The organism is Nonomuraea sp. NPDC049309 (assembly GCF_043196965.1).
In the GTDB taxonomy this organism is placed as follows: domain Bacteria; phylum Actinomycetota; class Actinomycetes; order Streptosporangiales; family Streptosporangiaceae; genus Nonomuraea; species Nonomuraea fastidiosa.
The window spans coordinates 1,079,505-1,097,282 of the sequence record NZ_JBICSH010000001.1 but is presented as its reverse complement, the minus strand read 5'-3'; the positions used below and the strand labels follow the sequence as shown (position 1 = coordinate 1,097,282).

14 protein-coding genes are annotated in these 17,778 nt (G+C 74.5%); 4 read left to right on the top strand and 10 right to left on the bottom strand.

Features of this window, described 5'->3' with window-relative positions:
- Positions 1–863 precede the first annotated feature (863 nt).
- Entirely contained in the window at positions 864–1,940 is a 1,077-nt protein-coding gene (locus ACGFIM_RS05160) for a TetR/AcrR family transcriptional regulator (protein WP_393194864.1), read from the bottom strand.
- Between the two features lie 140 nt (positions 1,941–2,080).
- Here ACGFIM_RS05160 and ACGFIM_RS05155 point away from each other — a divergent pair, with 140 nt between their 5' ends.
- A complete protein-coding gene (locus ACGFIM_RS05155) occupies positions 2,081–3,259 on the top strand; it encodes a cytochrome P450 (RefSeq protein WP_393194861.1) in 1,179 nt (392 codons plus the stop codon).
- 98 nt (positions 3,260–3,357) lie between these two features.
- Here ACGFIM_RS05155 and hutI read toward each other — a convergent pair whose 3' ends face one another.
- Genes hutI through ACGFIM_RS05130 form a run of 5 tightly spaced genes read right to left on the bottom strand, consistent with a single transcriptional unit; the run spans position 3,358 to position 10,191 of the window.
- The gene (gene hutI, locus ACGFIM_RS05150) at positions 3,358–4,509 is read right to left on the bottom strand and encodes an imidazolonepropionase (protein ID WP_393194858.1); all 1,152 of its coding nucleotides are present in this window, start codon (positions 4,507–4,509) and stop codon (positions 3,358–3,360) included.
- A gap of 19 nt (positions 4,510–4,528) precedes the next feature.
- Positions 4,529–5,866: a formimidoylglutamate deiminase gene (locus ACGFIM_RS05145; RefSeq protein ID WP_393194855.1), complete on the bottom strand. Its 1,338-nt coding sequence runs from the start codon at positions 5,864–5,866 to the stop codon at positions 4,529–4,531.
- Positions 5,857–7,080: an allantoate amidohydrolase gene (locus ACGFIM_RS05140; RefSeq protein ID WP_393194852.1), complete on the bottom strand. Its 1,224-nt coding sequence runs from the start codon at positions 7,078–7,080 to the stop codon at positions 5,857–5,859. Before ACGFIM_RS05140 ends, ACGFIM_RS05145 begins: the two co-directional genes overlap by 10 nt.
- On the bottom strand, positions 7,080–8,735 hold the full coding sequence (gene hutU / locus ACGFIM_RS05135; RefSeq protein ID WP_393194849.1) for a urocanate hydratase: 1,656 nt from the start codon (positions 8,733–8,735) through the stop codon (positions 7,080–7,082). Before hutU ends, ACGFIM_RS05140 begins: the two co-directional genes overlap by 1 nt.
- Positions 8,736–8,763: 28 nt before the next feature.
- On the bottom strand, positions 8,764–10,191 hold the full coding sequence (locus tag ACGFIM_RS05130) for a purine-cytosine permease family protein (protein ID WP_393194846.1): 1,428 nt from the start codon (positions 10,189–10,191) through the stop codon (positions 8,764–8,766).
- 167 nt (positions 10,192–10,358) lie between these two features.
- Here ACGFIM_RS05130 and hutC point away from each other — a divergent pair, with 167 nt between their 5' ends.
- Positions 10,359–11,147: a histidine utilization repressor gene (gene hutC / locus ACGFIM_RS05125; RefSeq protein ID WP_393194843.1), complete on the top strand. Its 789-nt coding sequence runs from the start codon at positions 10,359–10,361 to the stop codon at positions 11,145–11,147.
- A 2-nt stretch (positions 11,148–11,149) separates the two neighbouring features.
- Here the strand turns inward: hutC and ACGFIM_RS05120 are convergent, their stop codons facing one another.
- Together ACGFIM_RS05120 and ACGFIM_RS05115 are read right to left on the bottom strand one after the other, a co-directional pair.
- Positions 11,150–11,602 (bottom strand): NUDIX domain-containing protein, encoded by a 453-nt coding sequence (locus tag ACGFIM_RS05120; protein WP_393194840.1) that lies wholly within the window; start codon positions 11,600–11,602, stop codon positions 11,150–11,152.
- A gap of 10 nt (positions 11,603–11,612) precedes the next feature.
- Entirely contained in the window at positions 11,613–12,320 is a 708-nt protein-coding gene (locus ACGFIM_RS05115) for a histidine phosphatase family protein (protein ID WP_393194837.1), read from the bottom strand.
- A 97-nt stretch (positions 12,321–12,417) separates the two neighbouring features.
- On the opposite strand from ACGFIM_RS05115, the gene ACGFIM_RS05110 reads away from it, so the two are divergent.
- Both ACGFIM_RS05110 and ACGFIM_RS05105 read left to right on the top strand, forming a co-directional pair.
- On the top strand, positions 12,418–13,167 hold the full coding sequence (locus ACGFIM_RS05110; protein WP_393194834.1) for a class I SAM-dependent methyltransferase: 750 nt from the start codon (positions 12,418–12,420) through the stop codon (positions 13,165–13,167).
- A gap of 60 nt (positions 13,168–13,227) precedes the next feature.
- Positions 13,228–14,070 carry a putative protein N(5)-glutamine methyltransferase gene (locus tag ACGFIM_RS05105; protein ID WP_393194831.1) on the top strand — a complete coding sequence of 281 codons (843 nt, stop codon included), beginning with the start codon at positions 13,228–13,230 and terminating at the stop codon, positions 14,068–14,070.
- 23 nt (positions 14,071–14,093) lie between these two features.
- Here the strand turns inward: ACGFIM_RS05105 and ACGFIM_RS05100 are convergent, their stop codons facing one another.
- A complete protein-coding gene (locus ACGFIM_RS05100; RefSeq protein WP_393194828.1) occupies positions 14,094–17,000 on the bottom strand; it encodes a pyridoxamine 5'-phosphate oxidase family protein in 2,907 nt (968 codons plus the stop codon).
- Positions 16,997–17,746: an HAD family hydrolase gene (locus ACGFIM_RS05095; protein ID WP_393194825.1), complete on the bottom strand. Its 750-nt coding sequence runs from the start codon at positions 17,744–17,746 to the stop codon at positions 16,997–16,999. The genes ACGFIM_RS05100 and ACGFIM_RS05095 overlap by 4 nt, the downstream gene beginning before the upstream one ends.
- Positions 17,747–17,778 lie beyond the last annotated feature (32 nt).

Here is a 17,778-nt window from a genome sequence, read left to right as displayed (position 1 = left end):
ACGCCCACCTGCACAGGGCCACCGACACCGGCCTGCTGTTCCTGCTGGTGGCGATCGGCGTGTTCGCCAAGCGGGTGCCGTCGCGGGGGTGGACGGCGCTGGTGTACGCCGCGGGCTGCGCCTGCGTCGCGGTGGCCGTGTTCGAGCCGTTCGGCAGGATCACCGTGCTGCGCGTGGTCGTGCTGCTCGCGCTGGTGGCGATGCCGGTCGCGGTGGGCCGCTGCCTCGGCATGCGCCGCGCCGTCACCGGCATGGCCACGGTCTCGCCGCTGCTGCGCAACGGCCCTCCGCCCGCCGCCACGGGAACGCCTGCCCTCCTCCGGGCACGGCCTCGCCGTCATGCGCGAACGCGTCCGCACCCTCGGCGGCACCCTGACGGCCGGCCCGGACGGCGACGGAGGCTGGCTCCCGGCCGCCGCCCTGCCGCCCAGGGCCGCCGGGTGAGGCGGCCTCCGCCTCCCGGCGGACGCGCGGCCGGGCTCCGGAGGCGTCACCGTGAATCGCAGGCCTCCGGTGGCGCATCGCCTGCGGGGCCGGCGGGTGCTGTCCGGGGGCCGGCAGGGCGGTGCCGGAGGTGGCGGTGGGCGGCGCTCGGCGCGCGCCGGGCGGGAAGGGCCACCTGGCGCGCCGGCCGGCCTTCCGGCGGTGTCGAGCCCGCGCTGGACGCCGGTGTGAGCGCCGCCCTTAGCTTGGACCGCGCGGCGACGCGCCCCGGTTCCGTCCGGAAGCGGACGCTCACCGCCGCGTGACACCTGGCGGGCAGGACGGAACGCTCCGCCTGACGCCACTCCCCGCGGAGCGGTCGCCTGTGGCGCGGCTGGACCGGGACGCGGCCGCGGGCACCACGCCGGTGACAAAGGGGCTCAGGTGAGGGGGTGGGCGGCGGCGGTGTGGCAGGCGCCGAAGCCCTCCGCGCGGAGCTCCACGCGTCCCGCCCGCACCCGCAGGGCCACCTCCGTACGGTCGTCGGGCGACGCCACCCCGGCGGCGGCCGCCATCGCCCCCGCGTCGTCGTGGATCACGCGCAGGCGGGGCCAGGCGGCGCGGGGGAACGCCTGCCGCAGGCACGTGCTCACCTCGGCGACGACCAGCCGCGCCAGGGGCATCAGCTCCTGAGGCGCGCCGGTGACGATCACGGCGGTCACCTCGGCGCCGGGCGCTGCGGCGCGTACGGCCTCCTCGGCGGCCGAGAGCCGGTGCAGCCCGAGCACCGCCACCACGCCGTCGCGCTCGGGGCGGGCGGGCTCGCCGGTGACCGCGTCGAGCGTTCCGGACGGCGGCGTCCACGGCGTGCCCGGCGCGACCACCTCCGGCACCATGGGCGCCGCGAACCACCGGTCGCCCAGGTCGAGGTCGGCGAGCTGCTCGCACACGCGGATCACGTTGAACGGCTCGACGAACCCGGGGGCGGCGGCCGAGAGCTGCGAGGCCCCTTGCAGGACGGTGAGCGCCGCCTCGGCGAGCCGGACCAGCCGCCCGTCCGGTTCGCGGGGCGGGCGCAGCCGCTCCATGGCCAGTCCGAGCAGGATCGCGTTGAGCCGCATGAGCTGCGCGTACGGCTTGCGCGACGCCTCGTCGGCGAGGATCTCCGGGATCAGGTGCATGCCGAGCCGGCTGGGCTCGCGTTCGCCGTCGCTGACCAGCGGCAGCCGGGTCACCCAGGCCCGCGCCACCTCGCCGAGCGCCTCCCGCACGGTCAGCGGGGGCTCCTCCGGCGGCCGTACGGGCGCGCGCTCGGCCAGGTCGGCGAGTACCGCGAAGTAGAGCGCCCGCTTGCCGGGGAAGTTGGAGTAGACCGCGCCCCGGGTCAGCTCGGCCCTGTCGGCGATGGCGTCGATCTTGGCGTCGCGGTAGCCGCGTTCGGCGAACTCCTCCTTGGCCGCCGCCAGCACCTTCGCCCGGTTGCGCTCCTGCGCCTGCGCCCTGGTGAGCCGGACCAACCGCCCTCCTCCGTTCTCCGCGCTTTCCACGTCGTGCGCTCGAAGCACGTTACCGGGCGCCGCGAGCGAGTTGCCGTACGTTCCGCATCGAGATACCTTCGCCATCCAGATGATGACATCATTCGAAATGGAGGCGGCGCATGGCCGATGTGCCGGAGATCGACCTGTCCGACCCGGCCGTGCTGCGGGACCTGGCCGCCGCGTACGCCCCGGTCAGGGAGAAGTCCCCCGTGGCGCGGCTGCTGGTGCCGGGGCTCGGCCGCCTGTGGGCCGTCACCCGCTACGAGGAGGCGAGGGCGGCGCTGGCCGATCCCCGCCTGGAGATCAACTCGGGCAGCTTCCTGCGTCCCGACGTGCCCGAGCACTGCGTCCGGTACATGCGCACGATGTCCGAGATGAACGGTCCCGAGCACACCCGGCTGCGGCGGCTGGTCGCGCCCGCGTTCACGCCGCGCAAGGCCCTGGAGTTCGCGCCGCGCATGGAGACCATCGTCGGACGCCTGCTCGACGAGCTTCCGGCAGCGAAGACCGACCTGCTCACCGGCTTCGCCCAGCCGCTGCCCATGGAGGTGATCTGCGAGCTGGTCGGCATCCCCGCCGCCGACCGTCCCGCCTGGCGCGCGTACGGGAAGGCGGTGGCGGCCGGGCACGGTGAGGCGTTCGCGCAGGCCATCCCGGCGATCATCGAGGGCGCGAAGGCCGCGATCGCCGAGGCCCGCAGGGCGCCGTCCGCGAACGTGCTCTCCGACCTGGCCCGCATCGCCGGCGAGGACGGCGACCGGCTCTCCGACGACGAGCTGGTGACGATGGTGTGGCTGCTGGTCCTCGCCGGCCAGACGCCGGCGAACCTCATCGCCAACGCCCTGGTCACGCTGTTCCACCACCCCGGCCGGCTCGCCGCGCTGCGCGACGACCCGGCGCTGATGCCGCGCGCGGTGGAGGAGCTGGCCCGCTGGTGCACCCCGCAGATCATGACCGTGCCGCGATTCGCGGCGCAGGACGTCGAGATCGGCGGCGTCCGCATCCCCAAGGGCGAGCCGGTCACCGTCTCGGTCGTCGCGGCGAACCGGGACCCGCGCGTGTTCGGCGACCCGGACAGGTTCGACATCACCAGGGAGCCGGTGCCGCACCTCGGCTTCGGTCACGGGCCGCACTTCTGCGCCGGCGCCGGGCTGGCCCGCGTGGAGGTCGCCGTCGCGCTCGGCGCGCTGCTGCGCCGCTTCCCGGAGATGGAGCTCGCGGGCGAGGCGGCGTACCTGCCGGACCCGGGCGCACAGCGGCTCGCGGCGCTACCGGTGACGCTGGGCCCGCCGGCCTGAGCAGGCGGGCTCGGCGCGGCCTGGGCGGCGGCTCACCGGCGGCGCCACCACCACGCTCGCGACCTGCACGCCGACCAGGGCGGCCCGCCCGCCGGGCGTCAGACGCGGCGGACGCCGTCGCGCCAGACCGCCCAGACCAGCGGCACGCCCGGCCGGTAGGCGAGGTGGACGTGGCTGGGCGCGTCCAGCAGCACCAGGTCGGCGCGGGCGCCGGGCGACAGCCGCCCGACGTCGTCGCGGCGCAGCGCCCTGGCGCCGCCCAGCGTCGCGGCGACCACGGCCTCGTCCGGCGTCATGCGCATCTCGCGCACGGCAAGTGCCACGCAGAACGGCATCGAGCTGGTGAAGCTCGTCCCCGGATTGCAGTCCGTGGACAGCGCCACGGTCACGCCCGCGTCGAGCAGGCGGCGCGCGTCCGGGTACGGCGAGCGGGTGGAGAACTCCGCGCCCGGCAGCAGCGTCGCCACCGTCGACCCGCCCGCGAGGGCGTCCACGTCGGCGTCGTCGAGATGCGTGCAGTGGTCGGCCGACGCCGCCCCCAGCTCGACCGCCAGCCGCACGCCGGGCCCTGGACCGAGCTGGTTGGCGTGCACGCGCGGCGTCAGACCGGCCTTCAGCCCCGCCTCCAGCACCGCGCGCGACTGGTCGCCGTCGAACGCGCCCCGCTCGCAGAACACGTCCACCCAGCGCGCGTGCGGGGCGCACGCCTTGAGCATCGGCCCGGTCACCAGCTCCACGTACGCGTCCGGGTCGCCGGCGTACTCGGCGGGCACCACGTGGGCGCCCAGGTACGTCACCTCGTCCGTGTGACCGGCGGCGATCCGCAGCGCGCGGGCCTCGTCCTCCACCGTCAGCCCGTAGCCGGACTTGCACTCGATCGTCGTGGTGCCCTGGCGCAGCGCCTCGGCGACGTACCTCGCGACGTTCGCGTCCAGCTCGGCGTCGCTCGCCGCGCGGGTCGCCGCCACCGTCGTACGGATGCCGCCCGCCGAGTACGGCCGGCCCGACATGCGCGCGTTGAACTCGGCGGTGCGGTCACCGGCGAACACCAGGTGCGCGTGCGAGTCCACGAACCCGGGGATCGCGGCCCGCCCGCCCGCGTCCACCCGCTCGTCGGCGTCGGGCACGCGGGACTCGGGCCCCACCCAGGCGACCCGGCCCTCGTCGAAGACGACGGCGGCCCCGGTGATCGTGCCCAGCTCGGGATCGTTGGTGAGCAGACTGCCGATTCCTGTGATGGCCACGGACACGGCCTGAATCCTTTCGACGCTACGGGCGGGTGACGTGGGCGATCGCGCGGGACAGCGAGCCGGGCACGTCCGGCACCAGCAGGTGCGCGCCGTCACGGACGACGGCACGGCCGCCTGCGACGACGTGCCGGACGTCGGCGGCGGACGCGGCGAACACCGCCGTCTCCGCGCCCAGCTCCGGCGGCGGCCCCGCCGTGCGGACGGAGTCGAGCGCGACCGTGACGAGGTCGGCGGCCGCGCCCGCCTCGATGCGGCCCGCCTCCGGCCAGCCCAGGCTCGCGTGCCCGTCGAGGGTGGCGGCGCGCAGCAGCGCGGCGGCGCTCCACGTGCCGCGGCGCAGCGTGCGCAGCCGCTCGTCCAGCTCCACCGCCCGCGCCTCCTCGAACATGTCGATCACGGCGTGGCTGTCGCTGCCCAGGCTGATCGGCGACCCGGCGGCGGCCAGGCCGGTGGCCGGGCCGATGCCGTCGGCCAGGTCCCGCTCGGTGGTGGGGCACATGCAGACCGTGGTGCCCGAGCCGCCGAGCAGCGCGATGTCGCCGCCGGTCAGGTGGGTGGCGTGCACGGCGGACGTGCGCGGGCCGAGCGCGCCGTGCTCGGCCAGCAGCCCTGCGGGGGTGCGGCCGTGCGCGGCCAGGCACGCCTCGTTCTCGGCCGGCTGCTCCGACAGGTGGACGTGCAGCGGCGCGTCCCGCTCGGCCGCCCACCGCGCCACGGTCGCGATCTGCCCGGCGGGCACCGCGCGGACCGAGTGGACCGCCGCGCCGACGCGGGCGTGCGGCCGCTCCTTCAGCTCGGAGGCGCGGGCCGCCCAGGCGTCCGCGTCGCCGTCGCTGAAGCGGAGCTGGTGCCGCTCGGGCGGCGCGCCGAACCCGGACGACAGGTAGCAGGTGTCCAGCAGCGTGATCCTGATCCCGGCCTGCGCCGCCGCCTCGATCAGCGCCTCGCCCATGGCGTTCGGGTCGTCGTACGGGACGCCGCCGGGCGCGTGGTGCAGATAGTGGAACTCGCCCACGCAGGTGATGCCGGCCAGCGCCATCTCCGCGTAGACGGCCCTGGCCAGCTCCAGGTAGGAGTCCGGGTCGAGCCGCCCGGCCACCTCGTACATGGTCTCCCGCCAGGTCCAGAACGTGCCGGAGCCGCGCTGCGCGATGCCGCGCAGGGCCCGGTGGAAGGCGTGCGAGTGCGCGTTCGCCAGGCCGGGCAGCGTCAGCCCGCGCAGCACCTCGGCCCCCGGCGGGGGAGCGGCGAGGCCCGTGCGGACGCCGGTGATGCGCCCGCCGGACACCTCGATCGCCACGCCGGAGGCGATCGCGCCGCCGACCCAGGCGTGCTCGGCGAAGTACGTCACCGGCATGCCAGCCCCTCCAGCACGTCGGCCAGCGCCTCCACCCCGGCGACGCAGTCGTCCTCGCGGGCGTGCTCGGCGGGGGAGTGCGACACCCCGGTCGGGTTGCGGACGAACAGCATCGCCGTCGGCACCTTCGCCGCGAGGATGCCCGCGTCGTGCCCGGCGCCGGTGGGCAGCACCGGCACCTCGTAGGGGCGGCGCGCGGCCAGCAGCCGTACCAGCTCGTCGCGGAGGGCGGGCGCGAAGTCCACGACCGGAGTGAACGACTCGCGCGCGAGCCCGACCTCCACCCCCTCGTGGGCGGCGTGCTCGCGCGCCGCCTCCTCGATGCCGGCGAGCAGCCCGGCGAGCGCGTCCTCGTCGGCGGCCCGCGCATCCAGCCAGGCCCGCACCAGGCTCGGCACCGCGTTCACGCCGTTCGGCTCGACCAGCAGCTTGCCGAACGTGGCCCGCGCGCCAGCCGCGGCGGCCCGCTCGCGCGCGGCCAGCGCGGTCGCGGCGTAGGCGAGCATCGGGTCGCGGCGGTCCTGCATGCGGGTGGTGCCCGCGTGATTGGCCTCGCCGCGGAAGTCGAAGCGCCACCGCCCGTGCGGCCAGATCGCCGACGCCACGCCCACCGGCGCGTCGGTGCCGGCGAGGTAGCGGCCCTGCTCGACGTGGAGCTCGACGAAGACGCCGACGCGGGACAGCCGCTCGTCGTCGGGGCCGATCGCCTCCGGGTCGTAGCCGGCGCGTTCCATCGCCTGCGCCAGCGTCACCCCGTCGGCGTCGCGCAGCGCGGCGGCCCGCTCCGGCGTGAGCTGACCGGCCGTCAGCCGCGACCCCGCGCAGGCCACCCCGAACCTGGCGCCCTCCTCGTCGCCGAAGTTCACCACGGCGACCGGACGCGACGGGCGTGCCCCGCGCGCCGCCAGCTCGTCCAGTGCGGCGAACGCCGACACCACGCCGAGCGGCCCGTCGAACGCGCCGCCGTCCGGCACCGAGTCCAGATGCGACCCGGTCACCACGGCGTCGCCCGCGCCCGGATCGCCCAGCCAGGCCCACTGGTTGCCGTTGCGGTCGGTCTCCACGGCGAGGCCGCGCGCCTCGGCCTGCTCGCGGAACCAGGCGCGGCACTCGGCGTCCGCGCCGGTCCAGGCGAAGCGCCGGTAACCGCCGGAGCCGGCGTGCCGGCCCACCGGCAGCAGCTCCGCCCACATCTCCTGGAACGACGACGGCATCAGGACTCCTTCATCGGCACCCGCACACCGGTACGGCGGGCGACCTCCTCGGCCTCCTCGTACCCGGCGTCCACGTGCCGGATGACGCCCATCCCCGGGTCGTTGGTGAGCACCCGCCGGATCTTCTCCCCGGCCAGCGCGGTGCCGTCGGCCACCGTCACCTGCCCGGCGTGGATGGACCGGCCGATACCGACGCCTCCGCCGTGGTGGATCGACACCCACGACGCGCCGGAGGCCACGTTCACCATGGCGTTGAGCAGCGGCCAGTCCGCGATCGCGTCCGACCCGTCGCGCATGCCCTCGGTCTCCCGGTACGGCGAGGCCACCGACCCGCAGTCGAGGTGGTCGCGGCCGATCACGATCGGCGCGCGCAGCTCACCCGACGCCACCATGTCGTTGAAGCGCTCGCCCGCCCGGTCCCGCTCGCCGTAGCCGAGCCAGCAGATGCGCGCCGGCAGGCCCTGGAAGTGCACCTTCTCCCCGGCCATGCGGATCCAGCGGGCCAGCGGCTCGTTCTCCGGGAACAGCTCGAGGATCGCCCGGTCGGTCGCCGCGATGTCGGCCGGGTCGCCCGACAGCGCCGCCCACCGGAACGGGCCCTTGCCCTCGCAGAACAGCGGCCTGATGTACGCGGGCACGAACCCGGGGAAGTCGAAGGCCCGCTCGTAACCGGCCAGCTTCGCCTCGCCCCGGATCGAGTTGCCGTAGTCGAACACCTCGGCGCCGGCGTCCTGGAAACCGACCATCGCCTCGACGTGCCGCGCCATCGACGCGCGCGCCCGCTCGGTGAAGCCGGCCGGGTCCTTGTCCCGCTCGGCCGCCCAGTCCTCGAACGCCACCCCGAGCGGCAGGTACGCCAGCGGGTCGTGCGCGCTCGTCTGGTCGGTCACCACGTCGATCGGCGCGCCCTCGGCGAGCATGCGCGGCACGATGTCGGCGGCGTTGCCGAGCAGCCCGATCGACAGCGGCCTGCGCGCGTCCTTCGCCTCGGTGGCCAGGCGCAGCGCGTGCGCCAGGTCGTCGGCCTGCACGTCGAGGTAGCCGTGGTCGAGGCGGCGCTGGATGCGCGACGGGTCGCACTCCACGCAGATCGCGACGCCGCCGTTCATGGTGACGGCCAGCGGCTGCGCGCCGCCCATGCCGCCGAGCCCGGCGGTCAGCGTGATCGTGCCGGCCAGCGAGCCGCCGAACCGCTTGGCCGCCACCGCGGCGAACGTCTCGTACGTGCCCTGCAGGATGCCCTGCGTGCCGATGTAGATCCACGAACCCGCGGTCATCTGGCCGTACATGGTCAGGCCCGCCGCCTCGAGACGGCGGAACTCCTCCCACGTCGCCCAGTCGCCGACCAGGTTCGAGTTCGCGATCAGCACGCGCGGCGCCCACTCGTGCGTCGTCATCACGCCGACCGGGCGGCCCGACTGCACCAGCATCGTCTCGTCGGACTTCAGCGTGCGCAGCGTCCGCACGATCGCGTCGAAGGAACGCCAGTCACGGGCGGCGCGGCCGGTCCCGCCGTACACGACCAGGTCGTCGGGGTGCTCGGCCACCTCGGGGTCGAGGTTGTTCTGCAGCATCCGCAGCGCGGCCTCCTGCTGCCAGCCCAGGGCCGTCAGCTCGGTGCCGCGGGCGGCCCTGACCGGGCGTGCGCCTTCCATGATGCTTCCTCTCTGTCTGTCGGCTGTGTCAGCGAGCCTGTACGGGCTCGGAGGACGGATAGATCATTTCCACGGGCGGCTTCGAGGTACGCCTGGCCCACGGGTAGTACAGGGCGGCGGTGGCCGCCAGGCCGACGATCCACGAGATGTCGGCGCCGCCGAGCATCTCCGTGATCGGGCCGGTGTACAGCTTCTGCGCGAGGAACGGGATCTGGATCACCACGCCGAAGGCGTAGCTGACCAGCGCGGTCACGTTCCAGCGGCCGTAGCGTCCGGCCGGGTCGTACAGGGCGGGGATGTCCACCCGTTCCTTGGAGATCAGGTAGTAGTCGGTGAGGTTGATCGCGCTCCACGGCGTGAACACCATGAGCAGCGCGAGCACGAAGTTCTTGAAGTTGTCCAGGAAGTCCGCGCTGGCCAGCAGCGCCACCGCGATCGAGACCGCGGTGAAGCCCACGATGTACAGGGCGCGGACCACGGGGGAGACCTGCGAGCGGCCGTTGAACGCGGTCACCGTCGTCAGCAGGCACATGAAGCCGCCGTAGGCGTTCAGCGTGTTGACGGTCAGCTTGCCGACCACGATCACGAGGTAGATGAGCAGCGCGATGGCGGCGGGCCCGGCCAGCTCGCCGACGAACCCGACCTGGTCGCCGACGAACACCGCGCCCGAGACGGCGGCGATCAGCGCGCCCAGCGACATCGCCCACTGCGAGCCGATCACGCTGCCCAGGAACGTGCCCCAGAACGTGGCCCGCTCGCTGGTGTCGCGCGGCAGGTAGCGGGAGTAGTCGGCGACGTACGGGCCGAACGTCAGCTGCCAGGCCGCGCCCAGCCCCACGGCCAGCAGGAACGTGGGTGCCTCGAACGGCTTGGCGCCGATGACGGCGCCCACGTCGTAGGTGGTGAACACTCTGATCAGCAGGTAGCCGAGGCCGACGATGCCGACCACGGTCGCGATCCTGCCGACGCTGTGGATGAGCCGGTAGCCGGTCACCGCGACGATCACCGTCAGCACGCCGAACAGCAGGATGCCCGCGGTCGCCGGCAGGTGCAGGACCCTGGCGAGCGCCTGCCCGGCCAGCACGCTGCCGGTGGCGGCGAAGCCCAGGTACATCAGCACGACGAGGACGAGCGGCAGGACCGCGCCGAGCACGCCGAACTGCGCCCTGCTGGAGATCATCTGGGGCAGGCCGAGCCGCGGCCCCTGCGCGGAGTGCAGCGCCATCACCGCGCCGCCGAGCACGTTGCCGATCAGCAGGGCGATGATCGCCCAGAGGGCGTCGGCGCCGAACACGACGGCGAGCGCGCCGTCCACGATCGCGGTGATCTGCATGTTCGCGCCGAACCAGAGAGTGAATTGGCTGCGCGGTGTGCCGTGCCGCTCGGCGTCCGGGATCACGTCGATCGTCCGGCGCTCCACGGCTGGAGCCGCGCCCAGGGTGTGGTGGTCTGTCATGGCGGTCCGCCTCTCGCGCGTCACGCGCCCTGGGGGAATGGGGGTTCGAGGGGAAATGTACAGTCCTGTATATACAGCTCGCTACCCTGGGAGGGAAGATAAACTTCGGTCATCGGTCACGGAGATCTCTCCGCCCGCCGTCCCCCGACCCGAGGATCCGCCGCGACATGGTGCCCATCTCGGTGGTCGAGTCCGAGCTCGCCGCCCTGTTCCAGCAGCTCGGGCCCGCATCGGGGCCCGCGTACGAGCGGGTCAAGAAGGTCATCGCCGCCGGCGTGCGCTCCGGCCGCTGGGCCCACGGCCAGCAGCTTCCCTCCGAGCACCAGCTCGTCAGCGCGCTCGGCCTGTCCCGCATGACCATCAACCGCGCGCTGCGCGAGCTCACGCACGAAGGGCTCATCGAGCGCAGGGCGGGCGTCGGCACGTTCGTCGCCGTGCCCAAGGCCGCCTCCGCCCTGCTCCAGGTCAGGAACATCGCCGACGACATCCGCCGGCACGGCCACCGCCACCGCACCGAGGTGATCTTCGTGCGCGAGGAGCCGTCCGAGGGCGCCGACCCCGAGCTGCGCGAGGCCGCGGGGCCGGTCGTCTACCGCTCGCTCGTCGTGCACTTCGAGGAGGACACCCCGATCCAGCTCGAAGACCGCCTGGTCAACCCGGCCGCCGTGCCCGGCTACCTGGAGCGCGACTTCACCCGGCAGACCCCGCACGCCTACCTCAACGAGGCCGCCCCGCTCACCAGGGGCGAGCACATCGTCGAGGCCGTGCTCGCCGACGCCGCCGAGCGCCGGCTGCTGCGCATCGGCCGCTACGAGCCGTGCCTGCTCGTACGCCGCCGCACCTGGTCAGGCGATGTGCTGGTGAGCGTGGCCCGGCTGCTCCACCCCGGCTCGCGGCACCGCCTGGAGGGCTCCTTCGGCGCCGACTGGTCACTCGGCCACGCCGTCGAGCGCTGAGTTCAGCGGGCCGCCTCGATGAGGGCGCGGTGCGACGGGATCAGGCCCTCCGGCAGGTCGCCGGGGTCGCACCAGCGGGCCTCGAGGATCTCCATCGAGTTCAGCCGCAGGGTGCCGCCGCCTTCGTACACGGCCGCGTACGCGACCTCCATCCTGAGCCGGAACCCGCTCCTGAGCTGCACCAGCTCGCCCACCCGCACCTCGAGCCCGGTCTCCTCGTGCACCTCGCGCGCGACCGTCTCCTCGAACGTCTCCCCGCGCTTCGCGCCGCCCGTGGGCAGTCCCCACGGGCGATTCTCCCCCCAGAACCGGTGCCGCAGCAGCAGCACCCTGCCCTCGCGGTCGCGCACCACCCCGGTCACCCCGACCATGAACTTGTCCTGCGTCAGGTAGAGCAGCCGCCACTGCACCGACCCGCGCAGGCTCCGCCACAGCCGCGCGATCAGTCTCTTCACCCGGGTCCTCTCAGGTGGGCAGCGATGCGGTGGTGGTGAAGGTGGGGGCGAGGTGCGCGGTGTCGTTGAACCTGCGCAGGATCCACCGCTTCTCGGTCAGCACCAGGTGCGACACCGAGGCGTTGTCCACCCCCAGGAACGCGAACGGCCGCGACCCGCTCGCCGCCGCCAGCGCCTCCGCGATCACGCCGCCGTGGGTCACCACCACGATGCGCTGGTCGGGGTGGGCACCGGCCAGCTTCTCCAGCACCCTGCGCACCCGCGCCGAGAAGGCCGCCGCGGGCTCCGCGCCCGGGATCACGTCCCAGCGCTCCTCCGCCCTCATCCTGCGGGCCAGCGGATGGCCCTCGGCCACCATGCGACGCAGCAGCCCGCCCTCCCACTCGCCCAGATGCACCTCGCGCAGCTCCGGCTCCACCACCGGCGTCAGGCCCAGCCGGGCGGCCAGCGGCGCGGCCGTCTCGGAGGTGCGGCGCAGCGTGCTCACGTAGATCGCGTCGATCGGCTCGGCGGCCAGCCGCAGCGCCACCCGCTCGGCCTGCTCGCGGCCCTCCGGCGCCAGAGCGGGATCGCCCTGCCCGTCCACCAGGGGGAACAGCCGGCCGGGGCGGGCCGGCTCCGACTCGCCGTGCCGCACCAGCAGCACCTCGGTCGCGCCCGGCGGCGTGCGGAACCGGTGTTGCCGGTACTCGACCGGCTCGTCAGGCTCACTCCTCACAGTCACCGGACCCTATCCCTTTCCGGCGCCCCCGTCATGATCGTCCCGTACGTGCGTGGTTGAATCGGCAATCGCCCGGCCACGGAGGGGGATGCGCATGGCGGTGGACAGGAAGCGGAGCGTGATCTTCGGCGAGGCCGTCGAGCAGTACGAGGCCGCACGGCCCGGCTACCCCGAGCGGCTCGTCACCGACGTCCTCGGCTACGCGCCCGCGGGACCCGTGCTGGAGGTCGGCGCGGGAACGGGCAAGGCCACCGCCGGCTTCGCCGCCCGCGTCGGCGACCTGACCTGCGTCGAACCCGACCCCAGGATGGCGGCGGCGCTCACCGCCACGTGCCCCGGCGTGCGGGTGGCCGGCCGGACCTTCGAGGAGTACGTGCCCGACCGGCCCTTCGCCCTGCTCTACTCCGCGCAGGCCTGGCACTGGGTGGACCACGACCGGCGCTGGGACCTCGCCTGCGCCGCGCTCGCCCCCTCCGGGGCGCTCGCGCTGTTCTGGAGCCACTACGTGCCCGCCGACCCCGGCCTGCACGCCGCCCTCGTCCGGCTCGCCCACCGGTACGGCGTCACCAGCCAGAGCCTCCACCAGGACGAGGGCGACCGCGCCGCCGAGGCCCACCGGCTGCTGTCGGCCGACCCCCGCTTCACCGGCCTCTCCCAGCGCCGCTACACCTGGACCGAGCGCTACGACGCCGCCCGCTTCGTCACCCTCGCCGGCACCCTGTCCGCGTACCGCGTCCTCCCGCCCGACGTGCGGGAACGCCTGCTGCGGGAGATGGGCGAGCTGGTGGGCGACGGCCTCGGCATGACCTTCACCACCGACCTCGTCCTCGCCCGCCGCATCTGACCGGGGTTCGCCGGCCCGCGCCCGGCCGGGAACGCCCGGCGGTATCTCCGAAAGGCTCCCATGTCAGCCTCCTCGCCCACTTCAGGGTCCCCGGCGCACGCGCCGCACGCATCGCCGTCGCCGGACGAACGCGTCATCGCCCGCCTGCGCGCCGCGGGATGCGTCTTCGCCGAGGACGAAGCCGCGCTGCTCGTCTCCACCGCCACCACGGAAGCCGAGCTCGCCGCCCTGCTCGAACGCCGGGTCGCCGGCGAGCCCCTGGAGCACGTGCTCGGATGGGCGTCGTTCTGCGGGCTGCGGATCCACGTCGAGCCGGGCGTGTTCGTGCCCCGCCCGCGTACCGCATTCCTCATCGAGCACGCCGTCGCCCTGGCCCGCGAGGTGCCGGGCCGGCCGGTGATCCTCGACATGTGCTGCGGCACCGGCGCGATGGGCGCCGCCATCACCGCCGCCGTCGGGGACGCGATAGAGCTGCACGCGGCCGACCTCGACCCCGCCGCCGTCCGCTGCGCCCGCCGCAACCTGCCGGGCGCGCACGTCCACCAGGGCGACCTCTACGACGCCCTCCCCGCGTCGCTGCGCGGCCGGGTGGACGTCCTCATCGCGAGCCCGCCGTACGTCCCCTCGGACGCGCTCGCCCTGCTGCCCCCGGAGGCCCGGCTGCACGAGCCCCGCTCCGCCCTGGACGGCGGCGCGGACGGGCTGGACGTCGTGCGCCGGGTGATCGGCGGCGCCGCCCACTGGCTGGCCCCCGGCGGACGGCTGCTGGTGGAGACGAGCCGTGGCCAGGCGGCGGCCACGGCCGCGGCGGTGTCGGCGGCGGGCCTGCTCGCCAGGGTCGCCACGTCAGAAGAGCTCGACGCGACGGCCGTCATCGGCACCCTGCGCCGCCCCGCCCCCTGACCCGGCCGCAGGCCCGCAGGGGGTCAGTAGGCGTGGATGCGGCGGCCGGTGATGTGCTGGGGCGTGATACGGATGTAGAGCGGCCGGTCGCCGCCCGCCCACGGCGTGACGCCCGTACGGGCCAGCTCGGGCGTGTCCTCAGGGGGCATGTGGTGCGCCGGCCCCTGGACGAGCACGCTCCACCCCTCCCTGGCGGCCTCGTCGATGTGGTCGACCTGGAACGCGATGACGATGTCCACGCCCTCGAGCCCCGTGCGCAGGTCCTGGTCCATGGGCCCGCCCGCGGCGGTGCGGAAGACGATGGCACCGTCGTGCAGCTTGTAGTTGACGGGCAGCACGGTCGGCCCATGGGAGCCGTTGAACGCGACCCGCCCGATGCCGCCGGGCGCGATGAGCCGCAGCGACTCGGCCTCGTCCAGCGTCTCCAGGGTGGGGTGCGCGGTGGCGGGGCCGCGTCCTGGCGGCCGGTCCCGCCCGCCGCCGAGGAGCTCGTCCACGGTGGTCTTCAGCGCGTCGGCGAGCCGGTAGAGCACGCCGCCGTCGGGCGTGTCGGCGTGCTCTTCGAGGTACTCGAGGTACCCGGGCGACATGCCCGCCTGCTCGGCGACCTGCTCGCGGGTCAGCCCGAGGCGTTCGCGGTGGTGGATGATGCGTCGTCCGAGGTCGCCGGTGCCGGACATGATGGCGTCTCCTAGCTTGAAGGTGCGGCACGCGGTCCCGTTCACGCGTGCCTCGTGGTGGTCGGCGTCGATGAACAGCCGCCGCCCCCGGTAGCAGACGGGCATGGACACCTCGCCGAGCCGGTCGGGCAGCAGCGGGTCGAGGTACAGCCCGTCGCGGCGCGGCTCCAGCCCGAGGTAGCAGCGCTGCAGCAGGTCGAGGGTGCCGCCCATGGCGCCCAGGTGGATGCCTTCCGCGGTGGTGCCGCCCTGGACGTCCTTGAGGTCGCTCTGCAGCGCCTCGATGAAGAACTCCCACGAGCGTTCCCTGTCGAGCCTGGCCAGCGCCCAGGCGTGCACGACGGCGCTGAGCGTGGAGCCGTGGCTGGTGCGCTTCAGGTAGTACGCGATCGTGCGGGGGATGAGGCCGTCGTCCACCTCGTAGCCGAGGTGCCGGAGCAGGCCGGTCAGCTCGCCGGGGGTCAGCAGGTAGCAGAGCATCAGCGTGTCGGCCTGCTTGGACGCCTTGTACCGGTTGACGTCGTCGCCCTCGGCCTCCAGCGCCCGGTCCAGCCTGCGCACGCCCCGGTAGCGCTCCCAGTCCAGCTCTTCGAGGTCGGCGTAGCCGGTGAACTGGCTGATGACGCCGTCGTGGAAGTCGACCCGCAGCCGGCCGCCGACGTCCTCCCAGCGGGCGAGCTCGCCGGGGCGGAGCACGATGTCGGGGCAGATGACGGTGGTCTCCTGGGCGCGGCGCATCAGCCAGGCGGTCATCACGTTGGTGTAGGCGTTGTTGTCCAGCCCGGGGCGTTCCGCGCCCGGGTAGAACTCGTGGTACTCGTCGGGCCCCATGACGCCGCGGATCTCGTAGCGGCCGTTCACCTCGGTGGCGAGCGAGGCGAAGAACCTGGTGACCTCCAGCAGCATCTCGGCGCACCAGGGCGGCATCGCGCCGGTGTTCAGGTAGTGCTGCCAGACGTTGTAGGCGACGGCCAGGCCGACGTGCCGCTGCAGCCGCGAGTGGTCGGGCAGCCAGCGGCCAGAGTTGGGGTTGAGGTGCAGGGTCTGGGTCTCCTCGCGGCCGTCGCTGCCGCTCTGCCAGGGGAACATGGCGCCGTCGTGCCCGGCCTGCCGGGCGGCGTCCCTGGCCTCGGGCAGCCGCCGCCACCGGTAGCGCAGCAGCCCTTCCGACACTTCGGGAAAGCGCAGGCCGAGCCAGGGCTGCACGAACAGCTCGTCCCAGAACACGTGCCCCCGGTACGCCTCGCCGTGCAGCCCGCGCGCGGGCACCCCGGCGTCGAGGTCGGCGGTGTGCGGGGAGAGCGTCTGCAGCAGGTGGAAGATGTTGACGTGGACGAGCCGCGACAGCTCGGGGCCGTCCACGTCCACCTTGGCCCGGCTCCACAGCCGCCGCCACGCGGCCGTGTGGCGGGCCAGCAGCTCGGGGAAGAACGGCGCCCTGCGCACATGCCGCAGCGCCGACGAGCGGGGGTCGTGGCAGGCGTGGTCGCGCGACGACGTCAGCGCCACGGTCTTGACCAGCCGGACCGGCTCCCCCTCCGGCAGGTCGAGCACGTGGTCGGAGGTGATGTGGTCGCGCGCGAGCACCGGCCGCACCGGTGGTGCCGTCTCGGCGTCGATCCGCGCGGCCAGCGCCACGATGATCCGCGACGAGCGGGTGACGGCCGTCAGCCAGGCGAGACAGTCCTCGGAGCCGGTCTCGTGGCAGGTCAGGTGGTCGCCGCGCAGGTCGCGGTAGCGGGCCACGCCCTCGTTGGCGACCCTCCCCTCCAGGGCGGCCCGCACCCGCAGCGGGCCCGACCAGTTCTCGGCGGTGAACGTGTTCTCCTGCGCCGCGAGGTACGGGTCGTCCATCGACACCAGGCGGCGCTGGCGTACCAGGGTGACGCGGCCCTCGTCGTCGCGCCAGCGCACCTCCCGCAGCAGCACGCCGTGCCACATGTCCAGCTCGTGCCGGTAGAGCAGGAGGTCGGCCGCCTGGGGCCGGAACCAGTCGCACCCTGGAGTGGCGAACCACAGCGGCAGCCAGTCGGGCAGGTTGACCATGTCCTCGTTGGTGACGCTGTGCCCGGCCACGAGCGAGTCGATCCTGTCGTAACACCCCGCCAGGTACGTGCCGGGCGTGCGCGGCTCGCCGTCCGGCGTCGCGCCCCGCGTGGCGAAGCGGCCGTTGCCCAGCGTGCACAGCGCCTCGCGCAGCCCCTCGCCCTCGGGGTCGAACCCCTCGTACGCCAGCGTCCAGGCGCTCATCGCCGGCCCACCGGCACCCGCCCCGCGACGTCGGCCTCCGCCAGGTCGGACACCACCGCGTGGGCTCCTGCGGCGAGCAGCGCGGCGGCCCGCGTGCCCGTCCTGTCCACCGCGACGATCCGCCCGAAGCCGCCCCTGCGGGCCGCCTCGACGCCGGGCACCGCGTCCTCGACCACGCCCACCGACCCGGGCGGCAGGCCGAGCCGGCGCGCGGCCTCCAGGAACAGCGCCGGATCCGGCTTGCCCGGCCGGCCGAGCCGGGCCGCGTCCGCGCCGTCCACCAGCACGTCGAACAAATGCAGCACGCCCGCCGACGCCACCATCGCACGGCAGTGCCTGCTCGCCGACACCACCGCCGTGCGGCAGCCGCGCCGCCGCAGCTCGTGCAGCAGCTCGACCGTCGAGGGGAACGCGGCCACCCCGTGCTCCTCGATCTCTCTGACGAACAGCTCGTCCTTGGCCTTGCCGAGCCCGTGCACGGTCGGCGCGCCCGGCTCGTCGTCCGGCCCGCCCTCGGGCAGCGAGATGCCGCGCGAGGCCAGGAACGTGCGCACGCCGTCCAGCCGCGGCCGCCCGTCCACGTACGCCAGGTAGTCGCCGGGCACGTCGAACGGCGCGGAGCGGCCGCGCAGGAAGCCGTCGAACACATGCTTCCACGCCGCCGCGTGCACGCGGGCGGTGTCGGTGACCACGCCGTCGGTGTCGAAGACGACGGCCCGCAGGCCGGTCAGGTCGAAGGTGGTCATGCCGGGACGCTACCCGCGAAGGCCCGCCTCAG